Here is an 18,091-nt window from a genome sequence, read left to right as displayed (position 1 = left end):
TCGTAAACGATTAATGAAATAAATATAAAATTTTAACTCTAGAGCACTTTTTTTATTATTAAAATAAACGTGTACGGCCTTTGTACATGTTGTAAATGACTGTTTGTACATGAAATATACAAGTCTATTTCTCTTACAAGTGATATTTGTTTTCTAGTTTCGGAGATGTCAATAGTGACAAAAAACAATTTTTAAAAAAAACATCATGAAAAAAATTGATTTAAAAAAACTGAAAGGAAGTTTATCCAGAGATGAACAGAGAACAATTAAAGGAGGGTTAAGAAGACCGGATCCTAATGGTTTAGGTTGTGCATGTACCAATGCAGCTTGTGCAAATACGCATAATGGTAATGGTGATTCGTATTGCAATGGTACATTTTGTTGTGGATAGCTGAAATCACTTCTTTGAAAATGGCAACAGGAAACTGTTGCTGTTTTCTTAATAAAAAACCAAGATGAAAAATGACACACAAAAGTTATACTGCTGTTATAAACTACCTTGAGTCTCATAAAATCCCCATAGATAATGACGAATTTGAACTTCAGCTGGAAGGGCATCCGGATTTTCCAAGTTTATTGGCATTTTCTGATGCTTTGAACTTTTTCAATATAGAAAATGATAGCTACAGAATAAGTAATGATGAAAAAGATATTTTACCTGAAGATTTTTTGGCTCTGGTAGAAGGGGAGTTGGCAGTGGTCAGTAATAAAAATAATCAACTTACAATTGATGGTTCTCCTGCCCATGATTTTTTTGAAAAATGGGAGAATATAATACTTGTTATAGAAAAAGACAGCGAATTTACAGGGACAAAGCCAAAATTTGACTATACTTACCTAAACTGGGGCGTTTTTATATTGTTGATCCTGTTTCTTTTAGGGTATGACTCTTCCGATTTTATTTTAAAATTAACCTTTGCCGCTACCGCTTTAATAGGGTTTGTATTTGCAAATGAAGCCTACAAAAAAACTCATGGAAAAGGCACATTTATTCCGGTTGGGGTATGCAGAAGTGAGTATCTGAATACGGATTGTGACATGGTTTTTAATTCAAAAAAGTGGAAACTCTTCAACAAAATAGATTTATCTGAGATTTCATTATTGTTTTTTACCAGTCAGATTGCCTGTTTTATTTTATTCTCTCTTTCAAAAAACATGGGTTTCTTTTTTACGGTTTATCAGTATGGTTTATTTGTTTTTATACCCGTAGCATTTTTATCGCTGTACTATCAGGTGTTTGTGGTGGAAAAATATTGTCCGGTATGCATAGTCATTATAATCTCTGTACTTATTCAGTTATTAGCTGCCAATCTCATTTCCTTTGGTAATAAAGGTGTGGATATAGGGAGTTTAGCCTTGTTTTTAATCGGGGCATTGAGCTCATTAATGGTATTACTGAATTTGAGAAGAAAAAATGAGGCGGCACAGAAAAATGAAAATATAATCAAGAAAAATTTGAAATTCAGGAGAAACTACATGTTTTTCAAAAATAATCTATCTCTTCAAAAGAAACTGATGGATACCGGTTTTTCAAGTGCTTTTGTATTTGGAAATGAGAATTCAGATCAAAATCTGACTTTTGTTACCAATCCTTTCTGCAAACATTGTAAAGAATTTTATCCTGTTTTTCTAAAGTTGGTTCAGAAGTATTCTGACGAGCTCAGAATCAATATTTTCTTTGATATAGATCTTAGCAGAAATGATCAGGATAACAGAACGGTTCATGTTAACCTTAGCAATATTTATATCAACAGTGAAAATAAGACGGAGTTTCTGGAAGCGCTGAGTGGTTGGTACGATGTGCAGGGATATAGTGAAAACAAAGAAAAATGGTATAAAAAATATGATAAATACTTTGGAAATTCAGAACATGCAATCACAGTACTAAAGCGGCATGAAAAGTGGGTAAGAAATAATGGGGTACACTTTACACCCAATATTTTTCTTAATGACAGAGAATATCCTATCCAATACGAAAGAGCCGATCTGGAGTATTTTATCCCGGAATTTTTATCTGAAAATTAAAATAAATTATGAAAAGTTTATTATTTATATTGCTGGGAACGGTGATGTTTTTTTCCCAGAACAACAGGTTCATCTATGAGGTTAAATATAAGAAAGATTCAACCTCAAAAGATATTATCCGGGAAAATTACTATCTGGATGTTACAAAAAACGATATAGCTTATTATAACCGACTCAACTATATTAATGATTCCATATTAAGTGCCACCGGGAAATATGCAATTAACAGGCTGACTTCATTTCTTATCAAAAAGAAGAATAAGAATATCTATCAAAACTATGAATATATCGGCGATGCCAACTTTTATAAAATATCCGAAGAAGCCCAACAACAATGGAATATTACGGACAGTACAAAAGTTATTAATAATCTCCGGCTTCAAAAAGCTACCACTCAGTTCGGTGGCAGAAACTGGATTGCCTGGTTTTCTAAAGAGATTCCGATACCTTATGGACCCTATAAGTTTAACGGATTGCCGGGATTGATCATGGAATTGTATGATGCAAAGAAAGACTACTATTTCATTGTCATTAAAAGTGAAAAGATTCCGGATGACTATCAGCGTAATTCATTAAATGCTTCTATATCCAGGGCAATTCCCGTTAGTCAGAAAGATTTGAATAAATTAAGATTAGACCTTTATTCCAATCCCTTTAAATATGCATTGAATGGAACATTGACGATTCCTGAAGGGAAGAAACTCTTGCTGGAAGACGGAACTATTCTTTCAAAAGAAGAATTAAAACCCGCAGAAGCCAGAGAACGCCAAAAAATAAAATCTAATAATAACCCTATTGAATTAGATAAAGCTGTAAAATATCCTTAGTGAATGTTTGTATGATGAAGAGCCCCCTTTCAGATTCTGAAAGGGGGCTCGATTGATTTTTAAATCTATATTTTTTATAAATTCTCTAAAATAAAATTCGTCATTTTCTGATACAGCTGCGGTCTGGTCTGTCCACCGTAAATTCCGTGGTTTTTATCCGGATAAGCCATGAAGTCAAACTGTTTTTTGTTTTGAATCAAAGCTTCGGAGAATTCCATAGAATTCTGGAAATGTACGTTGTCATCAGCAGTTCCGTGGATTAATAAAAACTTACCCTTCAAAAGATTCGCATATTCTGTAGGAGAGTTCTTATCATATCCGTCCGGATTTTCCTGAGGAGTTCTCATGAATCTTTCCGTATAGACAGAATCATAATATCTCCAGTTGGTAACCGGTGCCACAGCGATTCCCATTTTGAAAACGTCTGCACCTTTAGTCATGGCAAGGCTGGTCATATACCCACCAAAGCTCCAACCGAACATCCCGATTCTGCTTTTATCGATATAAGACTGGTTTCCGAACCACTTTGCAGCAGTAATCTGGTCCTCAATCTCATATTTCCCTAAGTTCATATAAGTTACTTTTTTGTACTTAGCCCCTTTATAGCCGGTCCCACGTCCATCTACACAAGCTACAATATATCCTTTCTGTACAAGGTGATTGAACCACATGGCATTTCCGTTATCCCATGAATTGGCAACCTGCTGAGATCCCGGTCCGGAATATTGGAACATGAATAATGGGTATTTTTTATTAGGATCAAAGTTTTTAGGCTTCAGTACCCATGCATTCATCTGATCTCCTACAGCATTAGGAATCGTGATGAATTCTTTTTCAGCAAAATTATCAGTCTTTAATTTCTGTAATTGATCGTTGTTGTTCTGAAGTTCTTTTACAGCCTTTCCGTTTCCGTCTTTTAAAACATAAGTGTATGGTTTTGCTGCTGTAGAAGAAGTTTCAATAAAATAATTGTAGTTCTTACTGAAATTGGCAGAATTGTTTCCTTCCGCATTAGAGATCAGCTGAGATTTTCCATTTTCAATATTGACCTTGGAAACCACTTTGTTGATGCTTCCTTTTTCAGTAGTCTGAACATAAATTTCTTTAGATTTCGGATTGAAACCATAATAATCGGTTACCTCCCAGTTTCCTTTTGTAATCTGTTTTTTTAGTTTACCATCCTTGTCATACCAGTAAAGATGACGGTTTCCGTCTCTTTCAGATGCCCAAAGGAAAGAATTGTCTTCCAGGAATTCCAAAGTAGGACTATCCGTATCGATCCATTTTTCATCCGTCTCCGTGAACAACTTCTGTACGGCTCCTGTTTTGGTATTAACTTTTAAAATATCTGAAGCATTCTGAATTCTTTCAGACGTAATCAGAACCATTTCATCAGGTTTTGCTGTCTGGAATACATTAGGAATATAATAATTTTTGAAAGAGCCTAAGTTAAGCGGCATGATCTTTCCGGTGTCAAGGCGATATAGCTGTGCAGAAACTACAGAGTTTTTCTCACCTGCTTTCGGATATTTATAACGCATTTCAACCGGGTAAAGATTCTTTCCGTAGATAGGAATATAGATTTCCGGAACCTGGCTTTCATCAGACTTTACAAATACAATGGCATCAGAATTTTTGGTCCATTCGTATTGCTTGGCATGTCCGAATTCTTCTTCATATACCCAATCTGCCAATCCGTTAAGAATAGAGTTCTTTTTTCCATCAGTAGTCACCTGAGTAATTTTTCCTGAAGCAAGATCCTGATAGTACAGGTTATTGTCAGAAATGAAGGCCACTTTCGTAGCATCAGGAGAGAATGAAGGCTCCTGAACGGGTTTTCCGTCATTCAGGGTGATTACTTTTCCGGATTTTAAATCCTTTACATCAAACTTCCCAAGGAAAGAGTGTCTGTAGATAGGCTGACTTCCTGTCTGTAAAAGGATTTTAGACTCATCATCAGAAAAAATATAGCTTTCAAATTTCCCATCAACAAGATTCCCTTCTTTCTGAGAAGTTTTATAAGAATATTTTGCAATTCCTGTAGGTTCAATAACAAGATAATTCTCACCATTTTTCATGGAGGTAATTCCTGCAATACCTTTTCCTCGGTAATATCCCGAATATATTTTATCTAAAGTGATTTCCTGTGCGGATACATTATGGAATGCCACCGCTACAGTAAGAGTTAAGAGTAGTTTTTTCATTTCTAATAGTAAATGGATTTCAAAGATAATAATTTTATTAAAATCTATAAAAAAGCTTTTCAAATACGCTTTTTGGCAAAAAAATTGAATATCATTAAGATATAATCAAATCAAATAATAATTATGGAAACAAATGCATACAACCAGAAACTAAACCGTTATGTATTGAACGATCAGATTGTTTATACAGGTTTTTCCAGTTTTAAAGATGCGGAAGAATGTGCCCATAAAAAAGGGGGGACTTTGGTAGAAGTAGGGTTCAAAGATGGAAATGATAACCCTGAAATTACGGATGAAGCCGGATTGATAGAAAAAAAACTTCATTACTATGTAGATGCAGGGGATGAATATAAATTTATTCATTCTTCAGAACCGGGGTTTAGAAAATATGCAGAAGAACTGCAAAAAATAAAAGCAAAAAATGACAAAACAAGTCCGGATGAGCGGTATTTTGCCAATTTTGAGATCGAAAATATCGAAGACCCGATCATTGTGATCAAAAATGAACATTTTGAGTCGGTAACTTCCAGAGAACGTTCAAAGTATTTGAAACATGCCAGAGTTTATGAATTAGGGGTATCCCTGCCAAAATCTTAAAAAAAATATCATGAGCAAGACCAAGTATTCAGAGAAAGCTCAGGACAAAGTAGGAAAAGTAATGCACGAATTCAAGGAAGGAAAACTGAAATCTTCTTCCGGAAAGAAAGTGACAAGCAGGAAACAGGCTATAGCCATCGGTATTTCTGAAGCAAGAGAAGAAGGCCTGAAAGTGCCACCGAAGAAAAAAAAGTAAATAATTCACCATACAAAATGCCCGGGAAAGTTCCCAGGCATTTTTTATGTTGAAGCCAAAAGCCAAAAAGCAAAACTGCAAAAAAGCCAAACAGCAAAATCGTCATAATAAACAGAACAAATCCTTTTTATCAAATTTTAGCCATTTTCACATTGTCTCTCTAAACTCTCTCAGCCTTCTTCACTTCCTTAGCTTTCTTTACTTCATTTGCCTTTCAGCCCTCTCACCCTTTCGCCTTTTATTACTTCCCCTCACCATAAAGCACCCTATAGTATTCATCCGCCATTCTATCACTATTGAATTGGTCTTTTACATCATTCATCGCATTCTGCTGGATTTTTCTCCATTGGTCAGGATGATCGTAATACGTTGGCAGGATTTGGTTCTCAAGGATTTCGTATAAAGCGTTCAGGTCATAATTGTCCTGTTCATAGATACTCATATTCAGGTAATCAGCCTTTGGAACTACGAATGAATTTTCTCCATGTTTTGCAAATTCAGGAATCCAGCCGTCATCTGTGGATAAGTTGACAGAGCCGTTCATTGCTGCCGTCATTCCGGAAGTTCCGGAAGCTTCTCTTGGTACTCTTGGGTTGTTCAGCCAAAGATCCGAACCTTGTTTTAAGGATTTACTTAATGAAAGCTCATACCCGGTAAGAACAGCCATATTTTTATGATTCTTACTTTCCTCAACCAATGTGTTGAAAGTAGAAATTGCAGAATAATCCATAGGGTAGGGCTTTCCAGCCCAGATGATCTGAACAGGGTATTTTGGATTGTTCAGAAGTCTGTAGAATCTTTCTTTATCATGTAAAAGGAGGTCTGCACGTTTGTAGCCGGCAAACCTTCTTGCCCATACAATGGTGAATACATTAGGGTTGAACAGGTTTCCTGTCTGATCTGCTACGATGCTGAATAATTTCTTCTTTAAATGCTTTTTACGGTAATCGAAAACCGTTTCGTCATTTTCATCCTTAGCATTGTAAAGCGGTTTATCAGCCCAGTATTTGAATTCCTGAGCATTGGTAATGGACTTGATTTCACAAATTCCAGGATATTTATTCCACATCGCTCTGGAAACTACTCCGTGAAGCTGGGAAACACCATTGGCAATTCTTGCCATTTTCAGAGCACAAAGCGAATGATTGAAGCGGTCATCATCTGTTCCCTCAATGCTTTTTACTTCTTCCATGCTGTATCCTGAGAAATAAGACATATCATGGCATAGTTTAAAATTATGCTTTTCATTACCTGCTTCTTCCGGAGTGTGGGTGGTGAAAACCAGCTTTTCTTTGACCTTACTTAGGTCTCCATTGTATTTTTTCAGCAGATAGAATGCTGCGGGAAGCCCATGTGCTTCATTCAGGTGATAGACATCTCTTTCAATGTTCATCTCATCCAGAAGCTTTGCGCCTCCTTTTCCTAATAAAATATACTGGGCCAGCTTGGTAGATTCGTTGGCGTCATATAATTTGTGACAGATGGTTTTTGAAACGTGATCGTTTTCAGGAACATCTGTAGAAAGGAAAAACATAGGAGCTGTATTGAAAATTTCCGGATCAAGATACCATACTTTTACCCAAACCGGGGCACTGTGGATTTCGATTTGAAATTTTATTCCCGTATCTTCAAGGAAACTGTACAGCTTTCTTGTCCATACCGGTTGTAATGTCTGGTCGTGATTCCTTGCCTGATCATAATATCCGAACTTCCATAGAATACCGATTCCGATAAGATCCTGCTTAAGGTTGTAAGCACTTCTCATATGAGATCCTGCTAGGAATCCAAGGCCTCCGGAGTATATTTTCAGTACCTGTTCAAGGGCAAATTCCATCGAAAAATAGGCAGTTTTTTTGGAATATTGGGGATTGATGTTGTAGGGTATTTTGAAATTCCTAAAATCCATAAATGCGGGTTTGTGTTATAAAGAGCAAAGGTATTAATAATGAAAATAAACTTTACATTAATTAATCAATAAATTAATGATAAAACTAAGGGTTGAATAGTTTTTTTACTTATCTTTAAGAGTGTAAATTTTTGATTATCAAAAACTTTTAATGATGAAAGCCCATGGCTGCATGTGTTCTTAATTAAATAAAAAAATCACACATGAAAAAGACGTTTTCTGATGAAGATCTGATTAAGAATCTGAGTTTATATTACCTGAACAGGCATTTGAAAAAAAAGCCCATAGAGAAATATCACCGTACCATAGATGAATCCCCGCTTCACGACCGTGAAAAATACAGAAAGAAGTCGGAGATTTTGCTTCTCAACTCTTTTATGCATCATTTCCCCGAGGTGAAATTTGAAAACCTTACCTGCGAAAGTCCTGACTTTATCGCCAAACTCAACGACAAAAAAATCGGAATAGAATTGACCGAAGTAATCAACCATCTGGAAATGAAGAAAGTGGAAAGTACTTTGAATAAAATGTTCCGTCAGGCCGAAATATTATTAGAACAAGAAGACACTACGAAATATCGTGGTGTTTATTTTTTAGAATTCCATGCAGATACCAAGTTGGATAATCTGGAAACCCAGCAGGAAAATATTATCAGTATTTATAAAAGTATTAAAAAAAATAAACCGACAGGCTGTGTGAAAAGCATCAGAAAATCTTTTCACAGAAGAAACGTCTTTATTACTCATGAATATAGTATGAATCTTTTTGATGAACTCTGTTCCGAGAAAATCCTGGAACTTATTGAAAAGAAAAATGAAAAATTCCCTTATTACGATACATCCGTTGACGAATGCTGGCTGGTCATTGTTTCAGACATGAATTCTATTGCCTCCAGATATACATTTATCCAGGATAAAGAGCACCTGAATGAAGTAAAGAGCCCTTTCCATAAAATTTTTCACCTTGAAAATCTTTGTGGTAATATTACAAGTATAAAATAATAGGTTTTACAGTTGGTATTATTTAATATATAAGTGTTTTTATTTGAAACATTTCAAAATTATTGGAATTTTATTGTTTGTAATTAAAATATAGGTATATTTGGTATTGGTTGAATATCAACCTGATGCATTATTGTTTTTAACCATGAAATTATATATCTATGAAAAAAACTTTATTTTTTATTCTGCTGTGTATATCGCAGCTTTTTTATTCCCAGGCAGATTGTGCCACCGCATTGTCAGTTTGTGGGAATTCTAATATTACTTATAGTCCTTCAGGCTATGGTAATATCAAGGAATTGGTCAATTCCGGAAGTTGTATAGACTTTACGGGTGAGCATAATTCAATTTGGTATAAAATTACGATTGCAACCGGAGGAACATTGACTTTTGATCTTATTCCGAATAATCCGGATGCAGATTATGACTGGGCGATTTTCGGCCCGAATGTAAACTGTGGAGCTTTAGGATCACCCATACGTTGTAATGCTGCAACAGTGATAGGCCCAGGTCCCGCTACCGGATTGAATATGACAAGTACTATTACTAATGCTGCTGGAGGGTCCTCTACACCTTATTGCAGATATCTGGATGTATTGCCGGGCCAAACGTATTATTTGTTTATCGATAACTGGGTAAGCAGTACAAGCAGTACAACAGCCCCATTTTCTTTAACGTGGGGAGGTACGGCAAGTCTGGCATCGCCGTTCACAGATCCTACGATTCAACCCCATCCCTTTAATCCTCCTGGAATTCCGGCCGCTAACCCTGCTGATCCAAGAGAGGTAATTATATGTGCTAACACGGTTTCATTTGATTTTTCTACATTGTCAGGCGGCATCATCAACGGGAATCAGAATTTTGGCGTAAGCTATCATGTGAATCAGAATGATGCACTGACAGGAAATAATCCTATTACCGTTCCACAAACTGTAAATACAAGTACCATCTATTTTTACAGTATTAATTATACAGACCCTTCAAATACCAATAATCCTCTTAATAAGTGCAGACAGGTTGGGAAATTTAAATTCAAAAATGGTGCTATTACAACTAAAAATGCAACGTTAACGCAGTGTAACAATAATAATGCAGGAACAGCAGTTTTTGATCTGACAATCGCTGATGTTTTTGCCGGAACCAATGCGACCAAGAAATATTACCATACAATGTCGGATCTGAATGCCGGGATCAATGAGATTACAACTCCTATGGCATTTGTTTCTGCAGAAGGAATTATTTATGTGAAAGTAACTTCTGAGTTTGGTTGTAGTGCAGTAGCACAGATTACTTTAAAATTCCATCCGGTAGTACAGGTGAAAGATGTGACACTGAAATCATGCTTTATAGAAACCAATCCATCTACAGCATCCTTTAATCTGACGAATGCGGCTGTAGCTGTTCAGCAGAATCCTATTCCTGTCAAAAAATATTACCCTTCACTGACGGATGCTGTCAATCAGACCAATGAAATTCTGAATGCCGGTGCCTATATTGCTCCTAATGGAGTTGTCTATGTAAGAGTGATCAATGCACAGGGATGTTACAATGTTGCTAAAATTACGCTGGAGGTGATCCCGCCGGTATATTCCGATCTTCTTAAAGATAAAACCATCTGTATAGAAGACCAGACGGTATTGGATGCCGGTCCAGGGTTTAAAAGCTATGCATGGAGCACAGGTGCCACTACCCAAACCATCAGAGTAGGTGTTGGCGTGTATTGGGTGAAGCTTAAGACTGGTGATTGCGTTACTACGCAGACTGTAAGAGTACTTCCTTCTGAGCAGCCTGTTATTTCCGGTATTGATATTTCCAGCAATACCATTACTATATCTGTAATGGGAGGTACTCCGCCTTATAAATATTCAATAGACAATATTGTGTGGCAGGATTCCAATGTTTTCACCAACCTTTCAAGAGGAGAATATAAAGTATTGGTAAAAGATGCCTACGATTGTGACCCTATGGAAGTAGGAATTGTTGTCCCTAATCTGGTAAATGTCATTACCCCAAACGCAGACGGAATAAATGATGTGATCGATTATTCCGCATTGGGTAATAAACAGAATCTGATCCTGAGTGTTTTTGACCGTTACGGAGGTAAAATTTTCCAGGCAGATAAATCTAACGGTTATAAATGGGACGGAACTCTGGGCGGAAGAAGAGTGCCTACCGGAACATATTGGTATTCTGTAACATGGAATGAAAATGATAAGAAAAGTACTCCTGTGAAATTTTCAGGGTGGGTATTGGTGAAAAACAGAGAATAATTGTAAATAAATTGTATAGATAAAACCACTTCATCCGAGGTGGTTTTGTTTTTGAAAATATTTACATTCGTTATCAAATTAGAAAAAATGAAAGACCTGTTTATAAAACGTTTTGAATATTATAAATCTCTTGGAGATAAAACATTTGATCAGCTCACCGAGGAACAGATTTTCTGGCAGTATAATGAAGAAAGTAATTCTATTGCCATAATCGTGAAACATGTTGCAGGAAATATGCTTTCAAGATGGACCAATTTCCTTACGGAAGACGGAGAGAAGTCGTGGCGCAACCGGGATGAAGAATTTATGAATACATTTACCACCAAAAAAGAAATTGTTGATTTCTGGGAAGAAGGATGGAACTGCTTTTTTAAGGCTTTAGAACAGATCAATGATGAAAATATCAATGCAACCATTTATATCAGAGGAGAGGCTCATTCGGTGATGGATGCTGTTTTCAGACAGCTTGCCCATTATCCTTACCATATAGGCCAGATTGTTTACATCGCTAAAATGATCAAGAATGAAGATTGGAAGACCCTTTCCATTGCCAGAAATAAATCCGGAGAATTTAATGATAAAATGAAAGATCGGTTTCTGAAAAATTAAAGTCATGGAAAGGGAGAATTTTACAATAAATGGAGAAAAAGGGCGTGTCTCGGAAAAATTTACAGAATTGAATATCCATGATTTTGAGGCTGCATGTCAATATATTGCTGCACTTCCTTATAAAAGAAACCTGGATAAAAATAATATTCTCTGTGTTTTTGAAGACATAGGAGGGACCTGTAGTACAAAGCATGCGCTATTGCGAAAACTGGCGTTGGAAAATAATAAAGCTCAGGTACAGTTAATGCTCGGGATATTTAAAATGAATTCAGAATATGCTGCGTCTATAAAAAATACCCTCCGTCAATATGAGCTTTCCTACATTCCTGAAGCGCATAATTATTTAAAAATCAATGATCAGTATTATGATTTTACAAAACCTCAATCAGATTATAACAAATTTAAAGATAGCATCTTAGCGGAGGTGGAGATAGAATATGATCAGATTACTACAATGAAAATAGCTATTCACAAAAAATTTCTTCAAAAATGGCTTAATGATGAGAAAATCAGCTATAGTTTAGATGAAATATGGGAGATAAGGGAAAAATGCATTGCAGATCTGCAAAAACCTGAAGAAAATGATACTGAAATTAATTTTTCGTCCGTATGCTTTATCAACAGCCCTGAAGTAAGGGACGAATATAAACAATAGACTGAATCAATCTTGAGTTCTCATTAAAATTACTATCTTTGCACCCATAAAATTCAGGAGTAACAAATGTCTACTTTTCACAGAACTGCCGCATTTCATACACTTGGCTGCAAATTAAATTTTGCGGAAACATCTACTATTGCCCGTCAATTAACAGATGCAGGTTATGATAAAGTAGGCTTTGACGAAAAGGCGAACGTATATGTTATCAATACCTGTTCGGTAACTGAAAATGCTGACCGTGAATGTAAACTTCACGTAAAAAGAGCAATGAAAGCCAATCCTGATGGGTTGGTGGTGATTGTTGGATGTTATGCACAGTTGAAACCTGAAGAAATCTCTCAGATCGAAGGAGTAGATCTTGTTTTGGGGGCTAAAGAAAAATTCAATATTCTGAGCTACCTTGATGATCTTGAAAAATCCGAGAATGAAGGAATTGTTCATTCATGCGAGATCGAAGAAACTGACTTCTTTATCGGAAGTTATTCCATAGGAGACAGAACCAGAGCTTTTCTGAAAGTACAGGATGGCTGTGATTACAAATGTACCTACTGTACCATTCCGTTAGCCAGAGGAATTTCCCGTTCAGATACCATCGAAAATGTTCTCAGAAATGCTACAGAAATTGCAGCAAAAGATATAAAAGAAATCGTTCTTACCGGAGTAAATATCGGTGATTACGGTAAAGGTGAATTTGGAAATAAACGCCATGAGCATACTTTCCTTGATCTTATTTCAGAACTGGATAAGGTAGAAGGTATTGAAAGAATCCGTATTTCTTCCATTGAACCTAATCTTTTGAAAGATGAAAGTATCGAACTGGTTTCTAAAAGCAGAAGCTTTGTTCCGCATTTTCATATCCCGCTACAGTCCGGAAGCGATGATTTGTTGAAAAAAATGAAACGTCGTTATCTGACAAAACTTTACAATGACAGAGTCAACAAAATCCGTGAGGTAATGCCTGATGCGGCTATTGGGGTAGATGTGATTGTAGGATTCCCGGGAGAAACAGAGGAATTATTCATGGAAACCTATAATTTCCTTAATGAACTTCCTATTACCTATCTTCACGTATTTACTTATTCTGAAAGAGAAAATACAGAAGCAGCTGCAATGAACGGCGTTGTTCCGGTAGCTGAAAGAAAAAAACGTAACAAAATGCTGAGAATTCTTTCTGAAAAGAAGAAAATGGCATTTTATCAGACCCAGCTGGGTAAAACGCTTCCTGTACTTTGGGAGCACGAAAATAAAGACGGGAAAATGTTTGGCTTCACAGAAAACTATGTGAGAGTTCAGAAAGACTTTGACCCTGCATCCGTAAATCAAATCGAATTTCTAAATTTAGAAAAAATCCTGTCAGATGGCACGGTTTCTGTGCAATCTTCCTACCAAAATTTTTTAGCAAAAGCATAGGCTCTTTGCAAAATTTCCACTAAATTTATTTTTAAACTTTTAAATACTACATTCATGAGAGATAAGTTTTTATCTTGGGGAATTGTATTAGTAGTTGCTACATGGATTATAGCACTGCTGATCAGAGCGCATTATTGGATACCGATACTGTTATCCGCCATTTATGCATTGGGTGTGTACAATGCTTACCAGTCGAAACATGCTATTTTGAGGAACTTTCCTGTATTGGGATACTTCAGGTACTTTTTCGAAAGTATTTCACCCGAAATGCAGCAGTATTTCATCGAAAGGGAGACCGATGGGAAACCATTTCCAAGAAATCAGCGTTCTGCAGTATACAGACGTGCTAAAAATCTGAGTGATACAGTAGCATTCGGTACACAGCTGGAAGTGAACCACCGAAAGTATGAAGGAATCAAGCATTCTATTTATGCGAAATCTCCGTCAGAAGAACTTCCAAGAGTTTGGGTAGGAGGAGAGCAGTGTACACAGCCTTATCACGCTTCTTTATTCAATATTTCAGCAATGAGTTTTGGAGCATTAAGTGACAGAGCACAGATTTCCCTGAACAGAGGGGCAAAAAAAGGAAATTTCTATCATAATACGGGAGAAGGAGGTATTTCACCTTATCACCTTGAAGGAGGAGACCTATGCTGGCAGATCGGAACAGGGTATTTTGGATGCCGTGATGATGAAGGAAAATTTAATCCTGAATTATTTACTAAATATTCAACGCTTCCTAATGTGAAAATGATTGAGATCAAGTTGTCACAGGGAGCAAAACCAGGGCATGGAGGAGTTCTTCCGGGAGTTAAGAATACTCCTGAAATTGCAGCCATCCGTCACGTAACACCGGGAATGACTGTTATTTCACCTCCATCACATACTTCTTTCTCTGATGCAGCCGGATTGTTGAGGTTTGTACAGCAGTTAAGAGAGCTTTCAGGAGGGAAACCCGTAGGATTTAAGCTTTGTATAGGAGATACAAAAGAATTTGAAGATATATGTGTACAAATGAACGTATTGAAGATCTATCCGGATTTCATTACGATCGATGGTGCAGAGGGAGGAACCGGAGCAGCACCGCCTGAATTCTCAGATGGAGTAGGGATGCCTCTGGAACCAGCTTTGATCTTTGTCAACCGAACACTGAACAACTATAACGTAAGAAATAAACTGAGAGTCATTGCCAGCGGTAAAGTACTTACCAGCTTAGATATTCTGAGAGCAGTTGCCATGGGAGCAGATATGTGTAATAATGCAAGAGGATTTATGTTCTCTTTAGGATGTATCCAGGCTTTGAGATGTAACTCAAACAATTGTCCTACGGGAGTTGCTACACAGGATAAGATGCTTATTAAAGGGCTTGATGTGACAGATAAGGCAGAAAGAGTATATCACTTCCATAAAAATACACTGCATACCTGTAATGAACTGATTGCGGCTGCCGGAAGAAGTTCTTATGAAGAAGTAGATGCTACCATGTTTATGAGAGGTGATGAATTTGATCATCTTGCAGATCTCTACTTCCCGGATATTTTAGGGAATGTAAAGCAGAAAGCAAGATCTTAAAAAGATATAATTGTAGATATAAAAAAACCACCTGAGAAAGGTGGTTTTTTTATTTTTTATAATCTTTATTGGCTCACATTATTGGGTTGTGAGATCGATTTTTATTTAGATTTATTGGTTATTTGGGTCTTGAATGTCATCAGTAGGTCTATCTTGTCTTCCATAAATCTGGAAGTTGAAGATAAATGTTCTGTTTCTGTAAGACATATTCAGATAAGGGTAGTGAGGATTTCTCGCAAAAGCAGCTCTAGAAGGTACAATAATTACTCCCTGAAGATTATATTGAGCTCCACTTGAAAGATCAAATGCCTGAAATTTTTGCAATGCTTCTCTGAAACCAGGGATTTGGTAGTAACCTGCTTTAGAGGCAGGTCCTGTACCCTTTTTCAGAATTGATTGTTTTACATAATAATATGGAGGATCAATATAAGGAACTACATTTCCAGTAATTGTATTGAGCAACGTAATATTATTAGATTCGGGTAAAAATGAAATTGTTCCATTGTTATCACCCGCCAGATAAGCAATACCTGTACCCATAATCTTTATGATGTCTGCATCTTTAATGTCTTTAACATCTGTACCTGAAGGTTGTGCTCCATTTCTTTTAATATAGATGGTACCTGAAGGTAACGTTACAGGAGATAATTCAGATAATTTTTTTTCATGATCATCAGCGGTATCTGTAGCACTGAAGGGTTTTATTTTTCCCTGTACATCAAGATAGTTTTCATCCATGAATTTCTTTATGGCCTGATCATCATAGTTGTTCTGCGTTGCAATGTCCTCTGGCTCTTTATATGGTTCTGGACCATCATCATCTTTTTTACATGCAGAAAAGCATAAAGATCCGGCAAGGATATATAAAAATATTTTTTTCATTTCAAAAAACTTTAATTACTTTACAAATAATATAACGGCAAAAGTATAAAAAATTATGAGAATAGATAAATTTTTATGGAGCATTCGTTTCTATAAGACGAGAAATATTGCAGCAGAGGAGATTAAAAAGAACAGAGTTTCTATAGGAACGTCTGCCGTAAAGTCATCTAAGGAGGTAAAAGAGGGGGATGTTATTAAAATTCGTAAGAACCAGATCGACTATAAAATAAAGGTACTTCAGATTCCTAAAAGCAGAATTGGGGCAAAACTGGTTCCGCTCCATATACAAGATGTGACAGACAAAGAACAGTACGAATTGCTGAAACTTCGTAAAATGTCACAGGATTATTACAGAAGCAAAGGAGAGGGGAGACCTACCAAAAAAGACAGAAGAGAGATGGATGAGTATGTGGGAAATGATATTGCCGCTGATTTTACAGATTGGGATGATTTCTTTGGTGAGACAGGTGACGAAACTGAAACAGAAGATTAAACATAAAAAAGCTCTAGAGATAGAGCTTTTCTATTATTTCGTTCACAATATCTTCCGGTTCTCTGGAATCCGTTCCTACAGTAAACTGGGCTTTACTATAAAACTGATTTCTCTCGAATAAATGCTTAGCAATGAATTCCGGCAGATCTTCATCCGATATATTGGCAATCAAAGGTCTTTTTTCTTTCTGTTTAGACAGTCTTTCCACCAAAGTTCCCACTGAGGTTCTCAGGAAAACACTTTTAGAATTATGATTGATGATCTCCATATTGTTATAGTAGACGGGTGTTCCTCCACCCAGGCTTAAAACAACATTTTCTTTAGAAGCCAGTATTTCTTCCAGTGCCTCTCTTTCCAGTTTTCTAAAGTGAATTTCTCCCTTTTTCTCAAAAATTTCGGGAATGGTTAATTTATTTCTCCTGGAAATCTCCTTATCCAGATCAATGAGGTTAAAATTGATTTTTTCGCTTAATATTTTGGAAATGTGAGATTTGCCACTTCCCATGTATCCGATCAATGAAATTACCATGAATTTTTTTTAAACAAATTTGCGAAAAAGTTTTGAGATAAAGAAAAAAGTCATATCTTTGCACCACTTAAAACAAGGGACATTACTTAAATGAAAACTTGTTGACAAAGTGGCCGACTCGGTAGCTCAGCTGGTAGAGCAATACACTTTTAATGTATGGGTCCTGGGTTCGAATCCCAGCCGGGTCACTAGCAAGAAAATTACTGAAAATTGTAATTTTATTGCCTGCGTGGTGAAATTGGTAGACACGCCATCTTGAGGGGGTGGTTTCCTAAGGATGTGCTGGTTCGAGTCCAGTCGCAGGCACTGCAAAGAAAATTTTTATAATTAAGAAATAAATATTAATTTTAATCTTAATTGTGGCCGACTCGGTAGCTCAGCTGGTAGAGCAATACACTTTTAATGTATGGGTCCTGGGTTCGAATCCCAGCCGGGTCACAAGTTTACTGAAAAGTAAATTTTTTTCATATTAATATTTTGTGATTTGGTGTTTCAAAGGCTTCCCTCCGGAGGCCTTTGATTTTTGTATTTAACCATATATGATAAAGCATGAGTGATATTAGTATAATTGATGAGGCTACAGTATGGATCATCTTTGCTGTATTATGCTCAGTAGGAATCTCTTTTTTTATTTTTGTATATCATTTAATCCTTGCTTACATAAAATCCAGAAGAGAAAAGATCAGGTATAGAGATACCAGATCATTCGGGTATATTTTAGGAGGCGCAGTTATAATGAGCTTGGAGTTTTTTTATATTTTATTTCTAGGAATGGGAGACGAGATGGATGACGGTCTTGAAGTAAAAATACTCATAATAATATTATTGTCATCTCCCGTAATTATTGGGTTAACCGGTTTTTTCTATAATAAATCAAAAAAACTCTGAAGTTATCCTCAGAGTTTTTGTTTA

The 18,091-nt window shown here is 36.3% G+C and carries 17 protein-coding genes and 3 tRNA genes; 16 read left to right on the top strand and 4 right to left on the bottom strand.

The genetic code is table 11. The annotated features are described in order from the left end of the window. Nucleotides 1–205 precede the first annotated feature (205 nt). From AC106K_RS17630 to AC106K_RS17620, 3 genes are all read left to right on the top strand, one after another. Nucleotides 206–391, top strand: a complete 186-nt coding sequence (locus tag AC106K_RS17630; RefSeq protein ID WP_482446758.1) for a hypothetical protein — start codon at nucleotides 206–208, stop codon at nucleotides 389–391. 71 nt (nucleotides 392–462) lie between these two features. Beyond that, complete coding sequence (locus AC106K_RS17625) at nucleotides 463–2,025, top strand: vitamin K epoxide reductase family protein (protein WP_482446757.1); 1,563 nt, start codon at nucleotides 463–465, stop codon at nucleotides 2,023–2,025. A gap of 8 nt (nucleotides 2,026–2,033) precedes the next feature. Next, complete coding sequence (locus tag AC106K_RS17620) at nucleotides 2,034–2,852, top strand: GLPGLI family protein (protein WP_482446756.1); 819 nt, start codon at nucleotides 2,034–2,036, stop codon at nucleotides 2,850–2,852. Nucleotides 2,853–2,926: 74 nt separating this feature from the next. Here the strand turns inward: AC106K_RS17620 and AC106K_RS17615 are convergent, their stop codons facing one another. Then, nucleotides 2,927–5,056 (bottom strand): S9 family peptidase, encoded by a 2,130-nt coding sequence (locus AC106K_RS17615; RefSeq protein ID WP_482446755.1) that lies wholly within the window; start codon nucleotides 5,054–5,056, stop codon nucleotides 2,927–2,929. A 123-nt stretch (nucleotides 5,057–5,179) separates the two neighbouring features. Between AC106K_RS17615 and AC106K_RS17610 the strand changes: the two genes are divergently transcribed. Continuing rightward, nucleotides 5,180–5,653, top strand: coding sequence for a hypothetical protein (locus AC106K_RS17610; protein ID WP_482446754.1), 474 nt, complete (start codon nucleotides 5,180–5,182; stop codon nucleotides 5,651–5,653). A gap of 10 nt (nucleotides 5,654–5,663) precedes the next feature. Then, nucleotides 5,664–5,849 (top strand): DUF6496 domain-containing protein, encoded by a 186-nt coding sequence (locus tag AC106K_RS17605; protein WP_482446753.1) that lies wholly within the window; start codon nucleotides 5,664–5,666, stop codon nucleotides 5,847–5,849. Nucleotides 5,850–6,090: 241 nt separating this feature from the next. Here the strand turns inward: AC106K_RS17605 and glgP are convergent, their stop codons facing one another. Further along, a complete protein-coding gene (gene glgP / locus AC106K_RS17600; protein WP_482446752.1) occupies nucleotides 6,091–7,755 on the bottom strand; it encodes an alpha-glucan family phosphorylase in 1,665 nt (554 codons plus the stop codon). A gap of 203 nt (nucleotides 7,756–7,958) precedes the next feature. On the opposite strand from glgP, the gene AC106K_RS17595 reads away from it, so the two are divergent. From AC106K_RS17595 to AC106K_RS17570, 6 genes are all read left to right on the top strand, one after another. Beyond that, complete coding sequence (locus AC106K_RS17595) at nucleotides 7,959–8,756, top strand: hypothetical protein (protein WP_482446751.1); 798 nt, start codon at nucleotides 7,959–7,961, stop codon at nucleotides 8,754–8,756. A gap of 161 nt (nucleotides 8,757–8,917) precedes the next feature. Then, nucleotides 8,918–11,026, top strand: a complete 2,109-nt coding sequence (locus AC106K_RS17590) for a T9SS type B sorting domain-containing protein (RefSeq protein ID WP_482446750.1) — start codon at nucleotides 8,918–8,920, stop codon at nucleotides 11,024–11,026. 87 nt (nucleotides 11,027–11,113) lie between these two features. Beyond that, nucleotides 11,114–11,635: a DUF1572 domain-containing protein gene (locus AC106K_RS17585; protein WP_482446749.1), complete on the top strand. Its 522-nt coding sequence runs from the start codon at nucleotides 11,114–11,116 to the stop codon at nucleotides 11,633–11,635. A 4-nt stretch (nucleotides 11,636–11,639) separates the two neighbouring features. Further along, a complete protein-coding gene (locus AC106K_RS17580; protein WP_482446748.1) occupies nucleotides 11,640–12,290 on the top strand; it encodes a hypothetical protein in 651 nt (216 codons plus the stop codon). Nucleotides 12,291–12,356: 66 nt separating this feature from the next. Next, nucleotides 12,357–13,703: a tRNA (N(6)-L-threonylcarbamoyladenosine(37)-C(2))-methylthiotransferase MtaB gene (gene mtaB, locus AC106K_RS17575; protein WP_482446747.1), complete on the top strand. Its 1,347-nt coding sequence runs from the start codon at nucleotides 12,357–12,359 to the stop codon at nucleotides 13,701–13,703. 54 nt (nucleotides 13,704–13,757) lie between these two features. Next, on the top strand, nucleotides 13,758–15,275 hold the full coding sequence (locus tag AC106K_RS17570; protein ID WP_482446746.1) for an FMN-binding glutamate synthase family protein: 1,518 nt from the start codon (nucleotides 13,758–13,760) through the stop codon (nucleotides 15,273–15,275). 111 nt (nucleotides 15,276–15,386) lie between these two features. Here the strand turns inward: AC106K_RS17570 and AC106K_RS17565 are convergent, their stop codons facing one another. Beyond that, complete coding sequence (locus AC106K_RS17565; RefSeq protein WP_482446745.1) at nucleotides 15,387–16,157, bottom strand: hypothetical protein; 771 nt, start codon at nucleotides 16,155–16,157, stop codon at nucleotides 15,387–15,389. 55 nt (nucleotides 16,158–16,212) lie between these two features. On the opposite strand from AC106K_RS17565, the gene AC106K_RS17560 reads away from it, so the two are divergent. Continuing rightward, a complete protein-coding gene (locus tag AC106K_RS17560) occupies nucleotides 16,213–16,650 on the top strand; it encodes an RNA-binding S4 domain-containing protein (protein ID WP_482446744.1) in 438 nt (145 codons plus the stop codon). A 13-nt stretch (nucleotides 16,651–16,663) separates the two neighbouring features. On the opposite strand, the gene AC106K_RS17555 is transcribed toward AC106K_RS17560, so the two are convergent. Then, complete coding sequence (locus tag AC106K_RS17555; RefSeq protein ID WP_482446743.1) at nucleotides 16,664–17,179, bottom strand: shikimate kinase; 516 nt, start codon at nucleotides 17,177–17,179, stop codon at nucleotides 16,664–16,666. Between the two features lie 115 nt (nucleotides 17,180–17,294). Here AC106K_RS17555 and AC106K_RS17550 point away from each other — a divergent pair. The 4 genes from AC106K_RS17550 to AC106K_RS17535 all read left to right on the top strand — a co-directional run bounded on the left by AC106K_RS17550 (nucleotide 17,295) and on the right by AC106K_RS17535 (nucleotide 18,067). After that, nucleotides 17,295–17,367, top strand: a tRNA-Lys gene (locus tag AC106K_RS17550). Between the two features lie 35 nt (nucleotides 17,368–17,402). Further along, nucleotides 17,403–17,485, top strand: a tRNA-Leu gene (locus AC106K_RS17545). Nucleotides 17,486–17,544: 59 nt separating this feature from the next. Then, a tRNA-Lys gene (locus tag AC106K_RS17540) sits at nucleotides 17,545–17,617 on the top strand. A gap of 111 nt (nucleotides 17,618–17,728) precedes the next feature. Next, entirely contained in the window at nucleotides 17,729–18,067 is a 339-nt protein-coding gene (locus AC106K_RS17535; protein ID WP_482446742.1) for a hypothetical protein, read from the top strand. Nucleotides 18,068–18,091 lie beyond the last annotated feature (24 nt).

This window comes from Chryseobacterium sp. FR048 (genome assembly GCF_056844665.1).
This window is presented reverse-complemented; position numbering and strand designations above follow the sequence as displayed.

Excerpts from the sequence above, each read along its gene's own strand:
- AC106K_RS17630 (WP_482446758.1), top strand. The coding sequence starts at position 206 with ATGAAAAAAATTGATTTAAAAAAACTGAAAGGAAGTTTATCCAGAGAT.
- AC106K_RS17625 (WP_482446757.1), top strand. The coding sequence starts at position 463 with ATGACACACAAAAGTTATACTGCTGTTATAAACTACCTTGAGTCTCAT.
- AC106K_RS17620 (WP_482446756.1), top strand. The coding sequence starts at position 2,034 with ATGAAAAGTTTATTATTTATATTGCTGGGAACGGTGATGTTTTTTTCC.
- AC106K_RS17615 (WP_482446755.1), bottom strand. The coding sequence starts at position 5,056 with ATGAAAAAACTACTCTTAACTCTTACTGTAGCGGTGGCATTCCATAAT.
- AC106K_RS17610 (WP_482446754.1), top strand. The coding sequence starts at position 5,180 with ATGGAAACAAATGCATACAACCAGAAACTAAACCGTTATGTATTGAAC.
- AC106K_RS17605 (WP_482446753.1), top strand. The coding sequence starts at position 5,664 with ATGAGCAAGACCAAGTATTCAGAGAAAGCTCAGGACAAAGTAGGAAAA.
- glgP (WP_482446752.1), bottom strand. The coding sequence starts at position 7,755 with ATGGATTTTAGGAATTTCAAAATACCCTACAACATCAATCCCCAATAT.
- AC106K_RS17595 (WP_482446751.1), top strand. The coding sequence starts at position 7,959 with ATGAAAAAGACGTTTTCTGATGAAGATCTGATTAAGAATCTGAGTTTA.
- AC106K_RS17590 (WP_482446750.1), top strand. The coding sequence starts at position 8,918 with ATGAAAAAAACTTTATTTTTTATTCTGCTGTGTATATCGCAGCTTTTT.
- AC106K_RS17585 (WP_482446749.1), top strand. The coding sequence starts at position 11,114 with ATGAAAGACCTGTTTATAAAACGTTTTGAATATTATAAATCTCTTGGA.
- AC106K_RS17580 (WP_482446748.1), top strand. The coding sequence starts at position 11,640 with ATGGAAAGGGAGAATTTTACAATAAATGGAGAAAAAGGGCGTGTCTCG.
- mtaB (WP_482446747.1), top strand. The coding sequence starts at position 12,357 with ATGTCTACTTTTCACAGAACTGCCGCATTTCATACACTTGGCTGCAAA.
- AC106K_RS17570 (WP_482446746.1), top strand. The coding sequence starts at position 13,758 with ATGAGAGATAAGTTTTTATCTTGGGGAATTGTATTAGTAGTTGCTACA.
- AC106K_RS17565 (WP_482446745.1), bottom strand. The coding sequence starts at position 16,157 with ATGAAAAAAATATTTTTATATATCCTTGCCGGATCTTTATGCTTTTCT.
- AC106K_RS17560 (WP_482446744.1), top strand. The coding sequence starts at position 16,213 with ATGAGAATAGATAAATTTTTATGGAGCATTCGTTTCTATAAGACGAGA.
- AC106K_RS17555 (WP_482446743.1), bottom strand. The coding sequence starts at position 17,179 with ATGGTAATTTCATTGATCGGATACATGGGAAGTGGCAAATCTCACATT.
- AC106K_RS17535 (WP_482446742.1), top strand. The coding sequence starts at position 17,729 with ATGAGTGATATTAGTATAATTGATGAGGCTACAGTATGGATCATCTTT.